This window comes from Microbacterium algihabitans (assembly GCF_032464975.1).
GTDB lineage: Bacteria > Actinomycetota > Actinomycetes > Actinomycetales > Microbacteriaceae > Microbacterium > Microbacterium algihabitans.
In genome coordinates, this window is the sequence record NZ_JAWDIU010000004.1 from 132,829 (window position 1) to 151,826 (window position 18,998).

Here is an 18,998-nt window from a genome sequence, read left to right on the forward strand (position 1 = left end):
CAAGCCCTTCCCTCGTCCGATATCGCTAGATAAGCTAGCGATATGAACGACACCAAGGATCGGCGCCGCTGGGCGGGGCTCGTCTTCATCAGCATCGCCGTCTCGCTGATCATCGTGGACTCCACGATCGTCAACGTCGCCGTGCCCTCGATCGTCGAAGAGCTCACGATCTCCTCGACCGAGGTGCAGTGGGTACAAGAGGCCTACACCCTCGTGTTCGCCTCGTTCCTGCTCGTCTTCGGCTCGCTCGCCGACCGTTTCGGCAGACGCCGGCTCATGCTGATCGGCGTGGGCATCTTCACCCTCGCCTCGATCGCAGCGGCCCTCGCGCCCACCGGCGGACTGCTCATCGCCTCGCGCCTGGTACAGGGAATCGGCGGAGCGATGATCCTGCCGACGACCCTCTCGATCATCAACGCCACCTTCCGCGGACGCGAGCGCGGCATCGCCTTCGCCGTCTGGGGATCCACCATCGGCGGCATGGCCGCGGTCGGCCCCCTGCTCGGCGGATGGCTGACCACGGCGTTCTCGTGGCGCTGGGCCTTCGGCATCAACATCCCCCTCGGGGTGATCATCGTGATCGGCGTCGCCCTGACCGTCGCCGAATCGCGCAGCGACCGCGTCGAGGCGATCGACGGCGTCGGCGCCCTGCTGTCGGTGCTGACGATGGCCCCGCTCGTGTTCGGCCTCATCGAGGGCCGCACCTACGGATGGTGGACCGTCGACACCGCGCCCGCGATCGGCGACTGGACGTGGCCGCTCTCGCTCTCCCCCGTGCCGATCGCCTTCGCCGTGGCGCTCGTCGCGCTGATCGCCTTCGTCGCGTGGGGCCTGCGGCGCCAACGCGCGGGGCGTTCAACCTTGCTGGCCTTCGGCCTGTTCCGCATCACGTCGTTCCGCAACGGCAACATCGCCGCGGCCGTCGTCTCGCTCGGCGAGTTCGGCATCATCCTCGCCCTGCCCCTGTGGCTGCAGTTCGTCGTCGGCTTCGACGCCCTGCAGACCGGCCTGTTGCTGCTCTCGCTCGCGATCGGCTCGTTCGTCGCGAGCGGCATCGCCGGGGCGCTCAGCGGCAAGGTCACCCCCGTCTGGATCGTGCGCGGCGGCCTGCTCGCCGAGATCATCGGCGTGGCCGGGGTCGCCTTCACCATCTCTCCGGATGCCACATGGGGACCCCTCATCCCCTTCCTCTTCGTCTACGGCGTCGGCGTCGGCCTCGCCACGGCGCAGCTGACCGGCGTGGTGCTGGCCGACGTGCCCCCGGCTGCGAGCGGGCAGGCCTCGGGCACCCAGTCGACCTCGCGTCAGCTGGGCGCGGCTCTCGGGGTGGCGGTGCTGGGCACCGTGCTGTTCTCGACCACCGCGGGGGCGCTGACCGCGCGCCTCGACGATCGCGGCGTGCCCACGGCGCAGAGCGACCAGGTCGTCTCGCAGGTGGTCGACAGTGCCGGTGCGGCGATCGGCGGCCTCGCGGCCTCGCCGCAGACCCAGGACCTCGCGATCGACGCACGTGCCGCCTTCAGCGACGGCACGCGCGCGGCGGCGTTCACCGCGGCGGCATTCCTCACGCTGGGCCTGGCCTCGACCCTGACGCTCGGCGCGGGCGCACGGCGGCGCGAGCCCGAGAAGGAGACGGCTGCGTAGGGGTCCATTCGCTCGAATGGCAACCACGGCGGGTGGCGACTTGTCAAGCCTCCACCCGCTTCTCCTCCACGAGGAGGGGTTTTCCTACTGTGCAGGTGACCATCCGCTCTTGATCTCGTGGGGAGATCCATCATGCCGAAGTTCACACGCCGTTCCTCTCGCATCGCCACCGCGATCGCCCTACCCGCGGCCGTCGTCGCGGCGGGCGTTCTGGTGTCGACGAGTTCGTACGCCGCCTTCTCCGACACCACCTCGAACGAGCAGAACAGCTGGCGCGCCGGCACCGTGCAGCTCGCCGACGACGCCGCGGGACGCACGCTCTTCACCGCGCCCAACGCCAAGCCCGGCGACGGGGGCACGACGTGCATCGCGGTCACCTCGACCGGCACCCTCGCCTCGCAGGTGCGCCTCTACGCCGACGAGGTGACCGGCACCGCCGGCCTCGCCGACCACCTCGCTCTCACCATCGAGCAGGGCACCGGTGGGGGCTACGGCACCTGCACGGGCTTCACCGCGCAGAGCACGGTGTTCGACGGCAGCCTCGCGGGCTTCACTGGAGCGCACTCCTCGTTCGCCACCGGGGCCGCGACCTGGAGCCCGACGGGAGCGGAGGCGGAGTCGCGCACCTTCCGCATCTCGTGGACGCTCGCCGACGACGCGCCGAACAGTGTCCAGGGGGGCACCGCCTCGACCGCGCTCGTCTGGGAAGCCCAGAACAGCTGAGTCGGTGCCCGCGAGTCGCGTGCTGCTCGTCGCGGCGGTGGCGGCGGCCCGAGCGGTGGTGACGCTCGCCCTGGCCCTGGGGTTCTGGGCCGCGGCGCCCGTCGCGCTCGGGTGGCTGCCCACCACCGTGATGACGGCGTCGATGACGCCGGCGATCGAGGTGGGCGACGTCGTGGTGTCGCGCCCGATGCCGCCCGACGCCCTGCTGCCGGGCCGGGTCGTGCTGGCCGACGATCCCGACTGGTCCGACCGGCTGCGGCTGCACCGCATCGCCGGGATCGACGTCGACGGGGCACTGATCACCAAGGGCGACGCCAACCCGTCGGCCGACTCGTCACCCCTGCACCCCGACGCCGTCCGCGGCGTCGGGGTGCTGAGGGTGCCGTGGGTCGGGCTGCCCGTGGTGTGGGTGAAGACCGCCGACGTCGTGCCGCTCGGTGCCGTGACGGTCGGGTTCGCCCTGTGCCTCCTGCTCGCCCTGCGTCGCGGCGACGACGACGACCCCCGGCCGCCTGCCGACCCCGACGAGCCGCACCGCAGCCTTCCGGTGACGCGTCGGAGCCTGCGCGCACAGCGACGACGGGCCCCCGCCCGCGTGCGGATCGGCCGAGCGTTCGGTCTGGCCTCTTCCCTCGCGGTGACCGCGGCTCTCGGCGCGACCCCCGCGTGGGCGGCGCTGGCCGACGTCACCGCAGCGCCCGGGAGCATCGTCGCCGCCACCCTCTCGCCGCCCACGCGACTGGGGTGCGTCAACGACGGCGGCGCCGTCGTCACCTGGGCGTACGACGGCTCGGAGCCGCGCGGCTTCGACCTGCTCGTGAACGGCCGCGTCGTCGCGTCGGGCATCCCGCCGTGGGCGCGGGCCGCCCGCGTCCCCAACGACGGCTCGTACTCGCTGTTCCGCACCGATCGAGTCACCGTGCGCACGACCGCCGGGCAAGCCTGGTCGGCCGAGTCGTCGGCATCCGTCCCCGTCGGCGGGGTGTTCCTCGGCTTCGGCCGCCCCTTCTGCCGCTGACCGCCGGGGCTCCGGCTCAGAGCGTGCGCGCGAACGGGTCGAAGTCGGCCGGCAGCACGGGCACCGGAGCGCCCAATGTGCTCTCGACGGTCACGAAGCCCGCGCCGGCGGCCGATTCCTCGGCCGACAGGAGCACGTCGAGCACGTGATGCCCGAGCTCGCCCGAGGCCACGTGCGGACGCCCTTCGGCGATCGCGCGCACCATGTCGAGCAGACCGAGTCCGCGGCCGACCTCCGCGCCCTGCAGCGGCACCTCGAGGCGCTCCTGCTGGGGACGGAAGTCGTCGAGGAGCACGCCGAGGGGCTCCACGCGCGAGATCTCGCCGACGAAGTGGTTCGGATCGGGCAAGAACATCGACCCCTCGGTTCCGTGCACCTCGAGCACGCCGGCCCGTTCGAGCGCGGAGTCGAAGCTGAACAGCCCCTGCGCCTGTTCTCCCCCCTCGAACGAGGCGATCAGCTGAACGGTGGTGGGAACCTCGACGTCGAAGACCTCGCCCGCTGCCGGCCCCGTGCGGATGCTCCGCTGCACGCGCGGACGCGTGCCGACGGCGGCGACCCGGTCGACCGGGCCGAAGAGGCTGACCAGCGCCGAGACGTAGTACGGCCCCATGTCCAGCAGCGGACCGGCGCCCCGGGCGAAGAGGAACTGCGGTCCCGGATGCCACAGGTCGGGCCCCTGCGTCTGGAACGACGCCTGCGCGAACAGGGGCCGGCCGATCGCGCCGTCGAGGATCGCGCGCTTGGCCGACTGGAAGCCGGGGCCCAGCAGCGTGTCGGGCGCCGAGCCGATGCGCAGGCCCGCGGCATCCGCCTGCCGGAGGAGCTCCGCGGTGCCCTCGCGATCGAGGCCGAGGGGCTTCTCGGTCCATACGTGCTTGCCGGCGGCGATCGCCTTCGACGACACCTCGACGTGCACGGCGGGGATCGTGAGGTTGACGACGACCTGCACGTCGGGGTGGGCGAGAACGTCGTCGGCCGTGCCCCACGCGGGCACGCGGTACTGCGCGGCCTGGGCCCGCGCGCGCTCGGCGATGAGGTCGCCGACGATGAGGACGTCGACGTCGGGGAACGAGGTGAGGTTCTCGAGGTAGGTGTCGCTGATGACACCCGCGCCGATGATGCCGACGCCGACGGGGGCGCTCACGCGGCGAGGCCGTTCTCGAGCAGGAAGGCGTAGCTGGCGGCGACATCGTCGAACACGTCGCCGGGGGCGCGGTCGTACTCGATGACGGCCCAGCGCACCGATTCGGCAGCCCGCATGGCCTCGACGAGGGGCACCTGGCCGTCGCCGGGGTGGCGCTGGTCGAGGGTGCGCGTGACGCCGAGGTCGGCGCCGGGGGCGAAGGGGTTCTCGGCCGGCACGATGCCGTCCTTCACGTGCACGGCCAGCAGGCGCGAGCCCAGGCGGCTCACGAGAGCGGGCACGTCCTGGCCGCCGGTGAGCGCCCAGAACAGGTCGAGCTCGATGGCGACGCGCTCGTCGGTCAGGGCGACGAAGTGCTCGAACGCGCTGCGACCGTCGACGTCGGCGAGAAACTCCTGCGCGTGGTTGTGGTAGCCGACCTGCAGTCCGTAGGTGGCGGCGAGGTCTGCTGCGGCGTTCATGCGCTCGGCGATGTCGGCCACGCCGTCGGCGGTCAGCCAGCGATCGGCGGCGACGAAGGGATCGATCACCGTGCTGATGCCGATCTCGGCCGCGGCCGCGAAGACCGCCTCGGGGGCGGGGGTGGGGATCGACCCGTCGGGCGTCCACAGCTCATCGGACAGCAGGGGTGCGTGCCCGGTAGGCGAGGCCAGGCCGCTCGCGTCGAGCGCGGCGCGGATCTCGGCGGGGCGGCGCACGAAGTCGAACGCCTCGACGTTGCGCAGGCCGATGGCCGCGAGGCGGTCGAGCGACCCCTGCGGGTCGGCGCTGAACTGATCGGCCAGCGTGTACAGCTGAACGGAGGGGGTGGGGAGCAACATCGAACCTTCCTTGCTCGTCGTCGAGATCACCGCGCGAGCGGCTCAGTGGGAACGCTACCAGAAAACCGACCAGTGGATGCTTTCTCTCTCACCCGGCGCTTAGACTGACCCGGTGACCCTCGGCGACGACTCCCCCGGCGATGACGCCCTCGACGACGATCGCCTCGGCCGCTCCGGGGCGTACTCGAAAGGCGTCGCACGCCGGCAGGAGATCCTCAACCGCGCGATCGACGTCTTCGCCGAGCGCGGCGCCGACGGCGCATCGCTGCGCAGCATCGCGCGGGCGCTGGGCGTCTCGCACGCGGCGCTCCTGCACTACTTCGACTCGCGCGAGCAGCTGCTCGTGGCCGTGTACGACCACGCCAACCGGCAACGCCCGCCCGCGCCCGACGCCACGGCGCTGTCGTCGTTGACGGATGCCGCGGAGCACAACACCGCGGTACCGGGGCTGGTCGAGCTCTACACGACCCTCGTCGCGACGTCGTTGAAAGAAGACAGCGCCACCGCGCGCGAGTACTTCACGGCCCGCTTCGCACGCCTGCGCGAAGACCTCGCCGCGCGACTGCGCCAGGAGCAGGCCGACGGCCTCGTGCGCGCCGACTGCGACCCCGACCAGGTCGCCGCCCTCCTCATCGCCGCCTCCGACGGCCTGCAGGTGCAGTGGCTGCTCGACCCGTCGCTGCCGCTCGCCCGATCGCTGGGTGCGCTCGGCGGGCTGCTGGCTCCGCCGCGCTGACTCGAGGTGGCGCGCCGCGCACGCTCCGCGATTCGCGCGGCGGCGCGCTCGGGGCGACGCGGGCTGACGGGCTCCGCGACAGTCGAACCCCGGCCATCCCCGCACACCTTCCGCGATCTGCACAACCTCACCCGCACGCGCCCCCACCGGGCGGAGGATGCGCGGATCGCTGAGGTTCTGCCGCCGCCGCCCGGCGCTTGCGCCGGCACGCCGGCTCCGCGATCCGCTCAACCTCAGCCGCACGCGCCCCCATCGAGCCGAGGATGCGCGGATCGCTGAGGTTCCGCACCCGCCGTCACACCCGCGCGTCGACCGCCTGGTCGGCCACGGGCACCAGTCGCGTCAGCTGCGTCACGTGGCGGGGCTCGAGCTCATCGAGCGACGAGACGCCCAGCAGGGTCATCGTGCGCTCGATCTCGCTGCGCAGGATCGCGATCGTGCGGTCGACGCCCTGACGCCCGCCGGCCATGAGGCCGTACAGGTAGGCGCGGCCGATCAGGGTGAACTTCGCGCCGAGGGCGATGGATGCCACGATGTCGGCGCCGTTCATGATGCCGGTGTCGACCATGACCGTGGCGTCCTTGCCCACCTCGCGCACGACCTTCGGCAGCAGGTGGAAGGGGATGGGCGCGCGGTCGAGCTGGCGGCCGCCGTGGTTGGACAGCACGATGCCGTCGACGCCGAGGTCGACCAGGCGCGCGGCATCCGTCACGTTCTGCACGCCCTTGACGACGATCTTGCCGGGCCACATTCCGCGGATCACGTCGAGGTCGTCGTAGCTGATCGTGGGGTCCATCGCGGCGTTCAGCAGCTCGCCGACCGTGCCGCCGGTGGTGCTGAGCGAGGCGAACTCGAGCTTGGGGGTGGTGAGGAAGTCGATCCACCACCAGGGGCGCGGGATCGCGTTGACGATGGTGCCGACCGTCAGCTGCGGCGGGATCGAGAAGCCGTTGCGCTTGTCACGCAGGCGGGCGCCGGCGATGGGGGTGTCGACGGTGAACTGCAGGGTGTCGAAGCCCGCCTTCGCCGCGCGCTCGACGAGGCCGTACGAGATCGAGCGGTCTTTCATCACATAGAGCTGGAACCAGTTGCGACCGACGGGGTTGGCGGCCTTCACCCCCTCGATCGAGGTGGTGCCGAGGGTCGAGAGCGTGAATGGGATGCCGGCGGCGGCGGCCGCGGAGGCTCCGGCCGTCTCGCCCTCGGTCTGCATGAGACGCGTGAAGCCGGTGGGCGCGATGCCGAAGGGGAGGGCGGAGGGACCGCCGAGGATCTGGCACGAGGTGTCGACGTCGGCGGCGGGGCGCAGGATGTCGGGGTGGAACTCGACGTCCTCGAAGGCGCGGCGGGCCCGGTCGAGCGACAGCTCGCCCTCGGCGGCGCCGTCGGTGTAATCGAACGCGGCCTTGGGCGTGCGGCGCTTGGCGATCGTGCGGAGGTCCGCGATCGTGAGCGCGGCGTCGAGGCGGCGCTTGCGCGCGTCGAGCTCGGGCTTCTTGAACTGCATGAGCTCGAGGAGCTCGCCGACCTTCGGCAGCTGACGCTGAACCATGGGGGATCTCTCTTTCGTGTGGTCTGACCACATCGTACGCCCGCTCCGACAGGGCGGGAAGGGGTTTCAGAAACGCGGTTCGTAGCGCCGCGGAGGAAAGGCCGCGGCCACGCGCGCCCGCAGGTCGGTGAGCGAGGCATCCGCATCGAAAGCGCCGAGCGCCCGCGCCTGCACGAGCACGTTGCCCAGCGCCGTCGCCTCGACGGGACCCGCCAGCACGGGAACCCCCGAGCGGTCGGCCGTCGCCTGGCACAGCAGGGTGTTGAGCGCTCCGCCGCCGACAAGGTGAACGACGTCGATCTCGCGGTCCGCGAGGGCCGCCGCCGCGCGGAGGGTGGTGGCGAACGCCTGCGCGATGCTCTCGACGATGATGCGCGCGAACATCGGGCGTTCCGAGCGACCGGGGGCGTCGCGCCCGAGCAGCGCCGCGATGCGCGTCGGCATGTCGCCGGGAGCCGCGAGCGAGGGGTCGTCGGCGTCGAACAGCCGCGCCGGCACCGAGACCGAGCCCGCCGCCGCCAGCAGCCGACCGAGGTCGACGGGGGCGCCGTCGGCCTCCGACCACGCCCGCACCGTCTCGCTCAGCAGCCAGAGACCGGTGACGTTGTGGAGGAAGCGGATGCGCCCGTCGACGCCGCCCTCGTTGGTGAAGTTGGCCGCGCGGGCGGCATCCGTCACGATCGGCGCCTCGAGCTCCAGACCCACCAGACCCCACGTCCCGCACGAGATGTAGGCCGCGTTGGCCGACGACATCGGCACCGCGACCACGGCCGAGGCGGTGTCGTGCGAGCCGACGGCGACGACAGGCAGTCCGCCGAGGTCGGTGGCGCGGCCCACGGTCTCGCCGGGGTCGACGAGCGGGGGCAGCACGGATGCCGAGATGCCCAACGTCGCGGCGAGCTCGGTGTCCCACTCCCCCGTGTGCACGTCGAGCAGGCCCGTCGTCGAGGCGTTGGTGCGCTCGGCGACGCGGCGACCGGTGAGGCGCTCGGCGAAGAGGTCGGGGATCAGCAGGCTCGCCTCGGCCGCGGCGAGCTGCGCGTCGGCGGCGTACTGGTACACCGTGTTGAAGGGCAGGAACTGCAGGCCGTTGCGGCGGTACAGCTCCTCGAACGGAACGATCGCGTGCACGGCATCCACCCCGCGCGCGGTGCGCTCGTCGCGGTAGTGGAACGGCTCCGCCATGAGCTCGCCGTCGCGCAGCAGACCGTAATCGACCGCCCACGAATCGATGCCGACACTCTCGATCGCCGGTTCGCGGCGCAGCGCCTCGGCCAGGCCCGCGCGCACGTGAGTCCACAGGGCCTCGACGTCCCAGTGCCAGCCGTCCGCGCACTCGACGGGTCCGTTCGCGAAGCGCGCGACCTGCTCGAGCTCGAGCACTCCCTCGCCGACGCGGCCGATCATCACGCGGCCGCTGGTCGCGCCGAGGTCGACGGCCGCGACGGCGCGGACCGGCCGCGAAGCGCCGACCCCGGCCGCGGGCGACGGCTGCAACCCCGCAGCACCCGACCCGGCGTCGCTCATCGCAGGAACGCCGCAGCGACGCCCGAGTCGACGGGGATGTGCAGGCCCGTCGTGCGCGAGAGCTCGGGACCGGTGAGCACGTACACCGCATCGGCGACGTTCTCGGGCACGACCTCGCGCTTGAGGATCGTGCGGTTGGCGTAGAACTGCCCGAGGTCCTTCTCGTCGACGCCGTAGGTGGCGGCGCGGTTGGCGCCCCAGCCCGCGGCGAAGATGCCCGAGCCGCGCACGACGCCGTCGGGGTTGATGCCGTTCACGCGCACGCCGTGCTCGCCCAGCTCGACCGCCAGTAGGCGCACCTGGTGGGCCTGGTCGGCCTTGGTCGCCGAGTAGGCGATGTTGTTGGGGCCGGCGAACACCGAGTTCTTCGACGAGATGTAGATGACGTCGCCACCCATCTTCTGCGCGATGAGAGCCTTCGCCGCCGCCTTCGCGACGAGGAACGAGCCCTTCGCCATGACGTCGTGCTGCAGGTCCCAGTCCTTCTCGGTGGTCTCCAGCAGCGGCTTAGACAGCGACAGCCCCGCGTTGTTCACGACGAGGTCGATGCCGCCGAACGCCAGCACTGTCGCATCGATCGCGGCCTGCACGGCCTCGGCATCCGCGACGTTCGCCGCCACCCCGATCGCGACGTCGGTGCCGCCCAGTTCGGCCGCGGCGGCCTGCGCCTTCTCGAGGTCGAGGTCGGCGACGACGACGCACGCGCCCTCCGCGGCGAGGCGGGTCGCGATGGCCTTGCCGATCCCGGATGCCGCGCCCGTGACGAACGCGATGCGGCCCTGGTGGGTCTTGGGCCGGGGCATCCGCTGCAGCTTGGCCTCTTCGAGCGCCCAGTACTCGATGCGGAACTTCTCGGCATCCGAGATCGGAGAGTATGTCGAGAGGGCCTCGGCTCCGCGCATCACGTTGATGGCGTTGACGTAGAACTCGCCCGCCACGCGCGCCGTCTGCTTGTTGGCGCCGTACGAGAACATGCCCACGCCCGGGATCAACACGATGAGCGGGTCTGCGCCGCGGATCGCGGGGCTCGCTTGCTCGGTTGCTGAGCCTGTCGAAGCATGCGCGTCGTAGTACGCCTGGTAGTCCTCGCGATAGGCGAGGTGCAACTCCTGCAGGCGCGCGATCGCGTCGTCGATCGAGGCGTCGGCGGGCAGGTCGAGGATCAGCGGCTTGACCTTGGTGCGCAGGAAGTGGTCGGGGCAGCTGGTGCCGAGGGCGGCGAGGGCGGGGGCCTTCTCGGATGCCAAGAAGTCGAGCACCGCGGCGGAGTCGGTGTAGTGACCGACCATCGGCTTGTCGGTCGAGGCGAGCCCGCGGATGGTGGGGGCCAGCGCCGCCGCCTTCGCGTGACGCTCGGCCTCGGGCAGGGCCGCGAAGCCCGCGCGCACGCCGCCGAAGGGCTCGGCCGCGCCGTGCTCGTCGATGTAGGCCTGCGCGGTGTCGATGATCCAGAGGCTGTTGCGTTCCGCCTCCTCCGAGGTGTCGCCCCAGGCGGTGATGCCGTGACCGCCGAGGATCGTGCCGATCGCCTGCGGGTTCCGCTCTTTGATTGCGGCGATGTCGAGGCCCAGCTGGAAGCCGGGGCGGCGCCACGGCACCCACACCACCTTGTCGCCGAAGATCTCTGTCGTGAGCTTCTCGCCGTCGGCGGCGGTGGCGATCGCGATGCCGGCGTCGGGGTGCAGGTGGTCGACGTGCGCGGCGTCGACGAGACCGTGCATCGCGGTGTCGATCGAGGGGGCGGCCCCGCCCTTGCCGTGCAGGCAGTAGTCGAAGGCCGCGACCATCTCGTCTTCGCGCTCGATGCCGGGGTACACGTCGACCAGCGCCCGCATGCGGTCGAGGCGCAGCACCGCCAGGCCCTTCTCGGTAAGGGTGCCCAGGTCGCCACCCGAGCCCTTGACCCACAGCAGCTCGACCGGCTGACCGGTGACGGGGTCGATGTCGGCGCCCTTGGCGGAGGTGTTGCCGCCGGCGTAGTTGGTGACCTTCGGGTCGGAGCCGAGGCGGTTGCTGCGCGCGACGAGGTCGGCGGCGGTGGAGCTGGTCATGACGTTCCTCACGGGTGAGAGCGACGGTAAAGGGAACCGGGGCGACGGTGATTCAGGGTCCGCCGCCCCGGCGATCGGGTCGTCGCGCGCATCCGTGCGACGAAAGGGTGAGGGCTCAGGCGCCCCAGCCGGCCTGGGTGCCGCCGACGCGCTCGTCGGCGATGCGGGGCAGGTATCCGGATGCCGCGAACGCGGCCATCGGGTCGGCGGGAAGGCCCCGCGACTCGCGCCACTCCGCGAGGGCCGGACGCACGTCGGTGTAGAAGGCGTCCATCATCACGGCGTTCGCACCGAGCACGTCGTTCGCGTCCTGCGCCGCGGTGAGGGCGTCGCGATCGAGCAGCAGGGCACGCGCGGTCATCTCCTGCACGTTCAGCACCGAGCGGATCTGGCCCGGAATCTTGTCCTCGATGTTGTGGCACTGGTCGAGCATGAACGCCACGTCGGGGTTGTTCAGGCCCCCGCCGCGGACGACCTCGACGAGGATGCGGAACAGCTGGAACGGGTCGGCCGCGCCCACGATGAGGTCGTCGTCGGCGTAGAAGCGCGAGTTGAAGTCGAACGAGCCGAGCTTCCCGAGGCGCAGCAGCTGCATGACGATGAACTCGATGTTGGTGCCGGGCGCGTGGTGGCCGGTGTCGAGGCACACCATCGCCTTCTCTCCCAGCGAGGCCACCTGCGCGTACGAGGTCCCCCAGTCGGGAACATCGGTGTGGTAGAACGACGGCTCGAAGAACTTGTACTCCAGCACGAGGCGCTGGTCGTCGCCGAGGCGTGCGTAGATCTGCTGCAGCGAGTCCTGCAGGCGGTCCTGGCGGCCGCGCATGTCGTTCTGGCCGGGGTAGTTCGAGCCCTCGGCGAGCCAGATCTTCAGGTCGCGCGAGCCCGTGGCATCCATCACGTCGATGCACTCGAGGTGGTGGTCGATCGCCTTGCGCCGGATGCGGTCGTCGTGGTGGGTGAGGGCGCCGAACTTGTAGTCCTCGTCCTGGAAGGTGTTCGAGTTGACGGTGCCCAGCTTCACGCCCAGGTCTTCGGCGTGACGGCGCAGTGCCGAGTAGTCGTCGACGAGGTCCCACGGGATGTGCAGGGCGACGGTGGGGGCGAGCGTGGTCAGGCGGTTGACCTCCGCGGCATCCGCGATCTTCTCGAAGGGGTCGCGCGGGGTGCCCGCGGTGGGGAAGACGCGGAAGCGGGTGCCGGAGTTTCCGAACGCCCACGAGGGCAGTTCGATGGCCTGCGCCGCGAGGGCGTCGAGGATCTGGGGGCTCAGGGTGGTCATGACAGGGTCCTTCCCGCGTCTGCGAGCTGGTCGGCGAGGTGGAAGACCTCGGTGAGCGGTATGGCTGCCTGGTCGGGACGACCGGCGAGGCCGACGAAGTAGGGGGCCATCTCCGCCTCCCACGCGGCGGCGATGGGCGAGGCGGCGAGATAGGCCTGGGCGGCGGCGTCGTCGTCGGTCTCGTAGTAGCCGATCAGGCGCCCCTCCTCGCCGAGGAACAGCGAGTAGTTGCGGCGACCTGCGGCGGCGATCTCGGCGAGCATCTCGGCGCGCACCGGGGTGTGGCGGGCGACGTAGTCGTCGACGAGCTCGGGCCGCACGCGCAGTTCGAAGCAGACGCGGGTGGGGTGGGCGGTCATCGGGTGGAGCTTCCCTTGCTCGAGAATGAATCGTTTCATTGCACTATAGAACCGCCTGGTCGCCGGCGCAACACCTGGCGACCACGCCGGACGTGACGCCGGGCGCCTGCGATATCGTCGACCAGAGCTCGCGGGAAAGGCACGGTCGTCGATGGCGGTCAAGATCAAAGACGTCGCAGCCCACGCCGGCGTCTCGGTGGGCACCGTCTCGAACGTGCTCAACGGCCGCGAGACGGTCTCTCCCGCCGCCGCCGAACGAGTGCGCGCCGCGATCGACGCGCTCGGCTACGTGCGCAACGACGCCGCACGCCAGCTGCGCGCCGGACGCAGCCGCAGCATCGCCCTCATCGTGCTCGACGTCGGCAACCCGTTCTTCGCCGCCGTCGCCCGCGGCGCCGAGGCCCGCGCCGCCGAAGACGGCTACGTCGTGCTGCTCGGCTCCAGCGACGGCGACGCCGACCACGAGCGCTTGTACCTCGACCAGTTCCGCGAGCAGCGCGTCGCCGGCGTCCTGCTCACCCCGGCCGTTCCCGAGGGCGACGTCGTGCAGCACCTCGCGAGCGCTGGCGTTCCGCTCGTGCTGGTCGACGAGCAGACCGATTCGGATGCCGCGTGCACGGTCTCGGTCGACGACGTCGAGGGCGGCCACCTGGCCGTCGCCCACCTGCTGGCGCAGGGGCGCCGCCGCATCGCCGTGGTCGCCGGTCCCTTGACCACCCGTCAGGTGGCCGACCGCCTCGAGGGTGCGCGCCGCGCCGTCGCCGAGGTCGACGGGGCCAGCCTCGAGGTCATCGAGACCGATGCCATGACGGTGCTGGCCGGCCGTGCCGCCGGCGAAGCGCTGCGCGAGCGCGGCGATCACCCCGACGCAGTCTTCGCCGCCAACGACCTGCTCGCCGTCGGCCTGTTGCAGGCGCTGACGATGCTCGGCGGCATCCGCGTTCCCGACGACATCGCGCTCGTCGGCTACGACGACATCGACTTCGCCGCGGCCACGGTCGTGCCCCTCACCTCGGTCCGCCAGCCGGCCGAAGAGCTCGGCGCCACGGCCGTCGACCTGCTGCTGCGCCAGCTCGACGGCGAACTCGACCCGGCCGAGCGGCAGGTGCGCTTCCGCCCCGAGCTCGTGGTGCGGGCCTCGAGCGGCTGACGCGACCGTCGCGGGGTCGCCCTCCGGTACGCGCGACGCGACCGGGGCAGGATCGGCCTGCGTGCGGCGCAACCGGTGACGCGCAGAGGCCCCGACCGTCTCGATGACGGCCGGGGCCCCTGCGTGGCGATCGATCAGAAGTCGAAGTCGCCGATGTTCTCCTTGGTGAAGACGAACGGGTCGCCGAGCAGCACGGTGGCGTCCGCCTCGACCGTGAAGGTGCCGAGCTTGCCGGCCTCGAACGAGTCGCCTTCCTTGCCGGTGATGGTGCCGTCGATGAGGGCCTTGGTGGCGTAGGCGCTCAGGTAGCCGAGGTCGGCCGGGTTCCACAGCGCGAACGAGGTGATCGTGCCGTCCTGAACGTACTCCCGCAGCTGGTTCGGCGTGCCGAGGCCCGTGAGGGCGACCTTGCCCTTGAACTCCGAGGTCGACAGGTAGCGACCGGCGGCGGCGATGCCGACGGTGGTCGGCGACACGATGCCCTTGAGGTTCGGGTAGGTCTGCAGCAGCGCCGCGGTGCGGTCGAACGACGTCTGGTCGTCGTCATCGCCGTACACGACGTCGACGAGCTCGATGTTCGGGTGGTTCGCGGCGAGGTCGCTCTTCATGAGCTCGATCCAGGCGTTCTGGTTCGTGGCGTTGGCTGCGGCGGAGAGGATCGCGACCTGACCGGAGTCGCCGATCTGCTCCGAGATCAGGTCGACCTGCGCCTTGGCGATGCCCTCGGCGGTGGCCTGGTTGATGAAGAGGTCGCGGCACTTCGCGTCGGTGTCGGAGTCGAAGGTGACGACCTTGACCCCGGCGCTGCGCGCCTCGTCGAGCGCGTCGCAGATGGCCGACGGGTCGTTGGCCGAGATGACCAGGCCGCCCACGCCCTGCTGGGCCGCGGTCTGGATGTACTGCACCTGCGACGTCGGGGTCGCCTCGCTCGGGCCGACCTGCTCGAAGGTGCCGCCGAACTCGGTGATGGCCTCTTCGCCGCCCTTGTTCGAGGTCTCGAAGTAGGGGTTGCCCAGGTTCTTGGGCAGGAAGGTGATGGCGAGGTTGCCGCCGTCACCGCCGGCGCTTCCTCCGGCGCTGCCGCCGGAGCAGCCGGTGGCGACGAGCGTGACCGCCAGGGCCAGGGCGGCGGCTGCGGTGCCGACGCGGGTCTTGCGTGTGAATTCGAACATCGTTGTTTCCTTCCAGGGGACAGATGGTGGTGCGAGTGGGGTGCGGGTCAGTCGGTCGACGTCGGGGTGGCGGAGCGCGCGCCCCTCCTGCGGCCGATCGCGGCGGCCCGTCGGGCCTGCAACGCGGCGAGGAGGCTGGCGGACACCACCGAGAGCACGAGCAGCAGTCCGGTGATGACGTTGATGATGTCGCTCGTCACGCCGGCGAGGCGGAGCGCGCTGCCCAGGGTGCCGATGAGCAGCACACCGGCGATGACGCCGTGCAGGGCGCCGCGGCCACCGAAGATCGACACTCCGCCCAGCAGCACGGCGGCGATCACCTGCAGTTCCATGCCCATCGCGTTCTCACCGCGGGCGTTGCTGTAGAGCAGGGTGAAGTACACGCCGGCGAAGCCCGATACGGCTCCGCTCATCACGAAGAGCACGAACTTGGTGCGGCCGACGTCGATGCCCGAGAACTGCGCCGCCTCTTTGTTCAGGCCGATCGCGTACAGCGAGCGACCGAAGGGCGTGAGGTGCAGCAGCACCGCGAACACGATCGCCAGCCCCGCGAACGGGATCATGATGAGCGGCAGCGGCGTGCCGGGGATGTTGGCCTTGGCCAGGTCGGTCCACGTTTCGGGAAACTCCGTGACGGCCTCGGTCCCGAGCAGCCCCACCGCGATTCCGCGGAATAGTGCGAGCGTGCCGATGGTGACGGCGAGCGAGGGCAGGCCGACGACGGTGACGAGGAATCCGTTGACGGCCCCCGCGACGACGCCGACGATGATCGCCGCGAGGCCCGCGAGTTCGAACGGCCACCCCGCCTGGGTGAGAACGCCGACGGTGACGCTCGACAGGCCGACGATGCTCGCGACCGAGAGGTCGATCTCCTCGGTGATGATGATGAGGGTCATCGGCAGCGCGATCAACAGGATCGGTGCGATGTCGCGCAGCAGATAGGTGACCGTCAGGGGGCTGTCGAAGTTGCGGACGGTCGCCAGCGACACGACGATCACCAGCAGCAGGATGCCGATGATCGCGGCCTCACGCGTGAGCACGGCACGGCGCCAGAACGGTCGGGCGTGCGCGCGGTAGGTCCGGGCGCGTTCGTCGACGGTGGTGGAGGTCATCGACCCGTCTCCCTCTCTGCGGTGAGCTTGCGCGACTGGCGGACGGCCAGCACGCGGTCGAGCACGATGGCGCCGAGGATCAGCGCGCCGACCACCGCCCGCTGCCAGAAGTCATCGATGCCGAGGATCGGCAGGGCGCGGTTGATGGTCAGCAGCAGGTAAGCGCCGATGGCCGCGCCCCAGACCGTGCCCACGCCGCCCGAGATGGCGACGCCGCCGATGACGGCCGCGCCGATCGCCTGCAGTTCCCAGCCGAACCCGGCGTTCGAGGCGACGGTGCCATAGCGCGCGGCGTAGAGCACACCGGCCAGGCCCGCCAGGGCCCCGCTGGTGACGAAGGCTCCGATGATGCGGCGGTTGACCTTGAGGCCGTAGAGGTGGGCGGCGGCCGGGTCGGAGCCGATCGCATACAGCTCGCGTCCGCTGCGGAGGTTGCGCAGATACCAGGCGGCGGCGATGAGCACGACGACGGCGAGGATCGTCAGCAGCGGGATGCCGAGCACCTGGCCCGTGCCGAGGTCGCGGAAGCTGCCGGGCAGGTCGGAGGCGTTGACGCGGTTGCTGCCGGCCCACGCGACGTTGATCCCGCGGTAGATGTACATCGTGCCCAGCGTGATGACGAGGGCGGGCACCTTGGCGTAGGCGACGAGGGCACCGTTGACGAAGCCCAGGATGCCGCCGACCACGATGCCGGCGATGAAGACGACGACGAGGGGAATACCCGGCACGTCGATGAACAGCCGACCGGTCAGGTAGGCCGTCAGCCCGACGACCGAACCGACCGAGAGGTCGACGTTGCGCGTGATGATGACGATCGCCTGTCCCACGGCGACCAGCAGCAGCAGCGACGGGGTGAGCAGCAGGTCGCGGAAGCCGTCGGACGAGAACAGGAACGTCGGGTTGTTGAGCGTCGCGACGACGATGATCAGCACCAGAGCGAGCACGATGCCGCTCTCGCGCGCCGTGGCGACGTGCGAGACGAGCTTCGCGGCGGGACTGGTGCCCGGGCGGACAGGGGTGGCGGTGCTCATCGGAGGCCCTCCGCTTCAGGGGTGGACGGGGTGAGCAGCTGACGCGACGCGATCACAGAGAGGCCCCCGCTTCGGCGGTCGCGGCGTACATGACGGCCTCGGGAGTGGCATCCGCTCGCGCGAATTCACCGGTGAGGCGTCCTTCGCGCATGACGAGCACCCGGTCGGCCATGCCGAGCACCTCGGGCAGCTCGCTCGAGATCATGAGGATCGCGAGGCCCTGCTGCGCGAGTTCGGAGAGAAGGCGATGCACCTCGGACTTGGTCCCCACGTCGATCCCGCGGGTGGGCTCGTCGACGATCAGCACCTTGGGCTCGGTGGCGAGCCACTTGCCGATGACGACCTTCTGCTGATTGCCGCCGCTGAGGGTGCCGGTCGTGGCGTCGAGCGCCGCGGTCTTGACCTCGAGGCGACTCGCCCATTCGCGGGCGGCGCGGTTCTCGTCGGCCGCGCGCAGAAGGCCCCAGCGCGACAGCTTGGCCCGGATGGCGAGGGTGATGTTGCGCGAGACGCCCTCGTCGAGCACGAGTCCCTGCTTGCGTCGGTCCTCCGGGACCAGAGCGAGGCCGCGCGCGGTGGCGCGACGCACGTCGCCCTTCGGCAGCACGGCCCCGTTCAGCCGGACGGTGCCCGTTTCGTACGAGTCGACGCCGAAGATCGCTCGGGCGACCTCGCTGCGTCCCGCCCCGACGAGGCCGGCGAGGCCGACGATCTCGCCCGCGCGGAGCGAGAACGACACGTCGCGGAACACGCCCTTGCGCGTGAGCCCGTCGACTTCGAGCACCACGTCTCCGGGAGTGGAGGGGAGCTTGGGGAAGAGCTCGGTGACATCACGGCCGACCATCTGGCGCACGAGGTCGTCGACGGTCGTGTCCGCCAGCGGCGTGGTGTGGACGTACGCCCCGTCGCGCATGACGGTGACGGTGTCGCACAGGGCGAAGACCTCGTCGAAGCGGTGCGAGATGAACAGCAGCGCGCGGCCCTCGTCGCGCAGGCTGCGCGCCACCGCGAACAGCCGCTCGACCTCGACGCCACTGAGGGCCGCCGTCGGCTCGTCCATGATCAACACGCGCGCGTCGAGCGAGATGGCCTTGGCGATCTCGATGATCTGCTGGTCGGCGATCGACAGGCCCTCGGTCACCCGGTCGGGGTCGAGCGCGACGCCGAGACGCTGGAAGATCTGCGTCGCCTCTTCGCGCATGGCCGCACGGTCGATGCGTCCGAGGCGACCGGTGGGCTGGCGCCCCATGAAGATGTTCTCGGTCACCGACAGGTCGGGGAAGAGCGTGGGCTCCTGGTAGATGACGGCGATGCCGGCGGCCTTGGACTGCGCCGTGCTGGCGAAGTCGACGCTCTCGCCGTCGAGAAGGAAGTCGCCGTCGTCGCGGCGGTACAGGCCCGCGATGATCTTGACGAGCGTGGACTTGCCCGCGCCGTTCTCGCCGATCAGGGCGTGGATCGAACCGCGATCGAGCACGAGGCTCCCCGACCGGAGGGCGACCACCGGGCCGAACGACTTCATCACGCGCCGGAGTTCGAGGGCGTGATCGGGCGTGGCGGGTGTCGCGGCCATCGCGTCAGCCATGCTGCCTCCTCGTTGAGGGTGGAGCCGGTTGCCCGGCGCAATCTGAATCGTTTCAGATCGGATGCCAGTCACTGTAGGGTGATGCCGA

At 71.0% G+C, this 18,998-nt stretch carries 16 protein-coding genes; 5 read left to right on the plus strand and 11 right to left on the minus strand.

The genetic code is table 11. From position 1 onward, the window contains the following. The first annotated feature begins 42 nt into the window (after positions 1-42). From RWH43_RS12340 to RWH43_RS12350, 3 genes are all read left to right on the plus strand, one after another. A complete protein-coding gene (locus RWH43_RS12340) occupies positions 43-1,644 on the plus strand; it encodes a DHA2 family efflux MFS transporter permease subunit (RefSeq protein WP_316001624.1) in 1,602 nt (533 codons plus the stop codon). Between the two features lie 132 nt (positions 1,645-1,776). Beyond that, positions 1,777-2,367 (plus strand): TasA family protein, encoded by a 591-nt coding sequence (locus RWH43_RS12345; protein ID WP_144834537.1) that lies wholly within the window; start codon positions 1,777-1,779, stop codon positions 2,365-2,367. 4 nt (positions 2,368-2,371) lie between these two features. Beyond that, positions 2,372-3,385, plus strand: a complete 1,014-nt coding sequence (locus RWH43_RS12350) for a S24/S26 family peptidase (protein WP_316001625.1) — start codon at positions 2,372-2,374, stop codon at positions 3,383-3,385. Positions 3,386-3,401: 16 nt separating this feature from the next. Here the strand turns inward: RWH43_RS12350 and RWH43_RS12355 are convergent, their stop codons facing one another. Beyond that, complete coding sequence (locus RWH43_RS12355) at positions 3,402-4,532, minus strand: Gfo/Idh/MocA family protein (RefSeq protein WP_316001626.1); 1,131 nt, start codon at positions 4,530-4,532, stop codon at positions 3,402-3,404. Further along, entirely contained in the window at positions 4,529-5,353 is an 825-nt protein-coding gene (locus RWH43_RS12360; RefSeq protein WP_316001627.1) for a sugar phosphate isomerase/epimerase family protein, read from the minus strand. Before RWH43_RS12360 ends, RWH43_RS12355 begins: the two co-directional genes overlap by 4 nt. A gap of 112 nt (positions 5,354-5,465) precedes the next feature. Here RWH43_RS12360 and RWH43_RS12365 point away from each other — a divergent pair, with 112 nt between their 5' ends. Beyond that, positions 5,466-6,089, plus strand: a complete 624-nt coding sequence (locus RWH43_RS12365; protein WP_144834529.1) for a TetR/AcrR family transcriptional regulator — start codon at positions 5,466-5,468, stop codon at positions 6,087-6,089. A 295-nt stretch (positions 6,090-6,384) separates the two neighbouring features. Here the strand turns inward: RWH43_RS12365 and RWH43_RS12370 are convergent, their stop codons facing one another. From RWH43_RS12370 to RWH43_RS12390, 5 genes are all read right to left on the minus strand, one after another. Further along, positions 6,385-7,641, minus strand: coding sequence for an alpha-hydroxy acid oxidase (locus RWH43_RS12370; protein WP_144834527.1), 1,257 nt, complete (start codon positions 7,639-7,641; stop codon positions 6,385-6,387). Positions 7,642-7,707: 66 nt separating this feature from the next. Next, a complete protein-coding gene (locus tag RWH43_RS12375) occupies positions 7,708-9,168 on the minus strand; it encodes a rhamnulokinase (RefSeq protein ID WP_316001628.1) in 1,461 nt (486 codons plus the stop codon). After that, positions 9,165-11,219, minus strand: coding sequence for a bifunctional aldolase/short-chain dehydrogenase (locus tag RWH43_RS12380; RefSeq protein ID WP_316001629.1), 2,055 nt, complete (start codon positions 11,217-11,219; stop codon positions 9,165-9,167). The genes RWH43_RS12375 and RWH43_RS12380 overlap by 4 nt, the downstream gene beginning before the upstream one ends. Positions 11,220-11,334: 115 nt before the next feature. Then, the gene (rhaI, locus tag RWH43_RS12385; protein ID WP_316001630.1) at positions 11,335-12,501 is read right to left on the minus strand and encodes an L-rhamnose isomerase; all 1,167 of its coding nucleotides are present in this window, start codon (positions 12,499-12,501) and stop codon (positions 11,335-11,337) included. Next, positions 12,498-12,860 carry an L-rhamnose mutarotase gene (locus RWH43_RS12390; protein WP_316001631.1) on the minus strand — a complete coding sequence of 121 codons (363 nt, stop codon included), beginning with the start codon at positions 12,858-12,860 and terminating at the stop codon, positions 12,498-12,500. The genes rhaI and RWH43_RS12390 overlap by 4 nt, the downstream gene beginning before the upstream one ends. Positions 12,861-13,011: 151 nt before the next feature. Here RWH43_RS12390 and RWH43_RS12395 point away from each other — a divergent pair, with 151 nt between their 5' ends. Further along, positions 13,012-14,010, plus strand: coding sequence for a LacI family DNA-binding transcriptional regulator (locus RWH43_RS12395; RefSeq protein WP_316001632.1), 999 nt, complete (start codon positions 13,012-13,014; stop codon positions 14,008-14,010). Between the two features lie 134 nt (positions 14,011-14,144). Here RWH43_RS12395 and rhaS read toward each other — a convergent pair whose 3' ends face one another. The 4 genes from rhaS to RWH43_RS12415 are packed head-to-tail and all read right to left on the minus strand — an operon-like array spanning position 14,145 to position 18,910. Then, positions 14,145-15,182: a rhamnose ABC transporter substrate-binding protein gene (gene rhaS, locus RWH43_RS12400; protein ID WP_316001633.1), complete on the minus strand. Its 1,038-nt coding sequence runs from the start codon at positions 15,180-15,182 to the stop codon at positions 14,145-14,147. Between the two features lie 47 nt (positions 15,183-15,229). After that, positions 15,230-16,294, minus strand: coding sequence for an ABC transporter permease (locus RWH43_RS12405; RefSeq protein ID WP_230705283.1), 1,065 nt, complete (start codon positions 16,292-16,294; stop codon positions 15,230-15,232). Next, positions 16,291-17,325 (minus strand): ABC transporter permease, encoded by a 1,035-nt coding sequence (locus RWH43_RS12410; RefSeq protein ID WP_144834514.1) that lies wholly within the window; start codon positions 17,323-17,325, stop codon positions 16,291-16,293. Before RWH43_RS12410 ends, RWH43_RS12405 begins: the two co-directional genes overlap by 4 nt. Before the next feature lie 52 nt (positions 17,326-17,377). Beyond that, entirely contained in the window at positions 17,378-18,910 is a 1,533-nt protein-coding gene (locus RWH43_RS12415; protein WP_316001634.1) for a sugar ABC transporter ATP-binding protein, read from the minus strand. Positions 18,911-18,998: the final 88 nt, after the last annotated feature.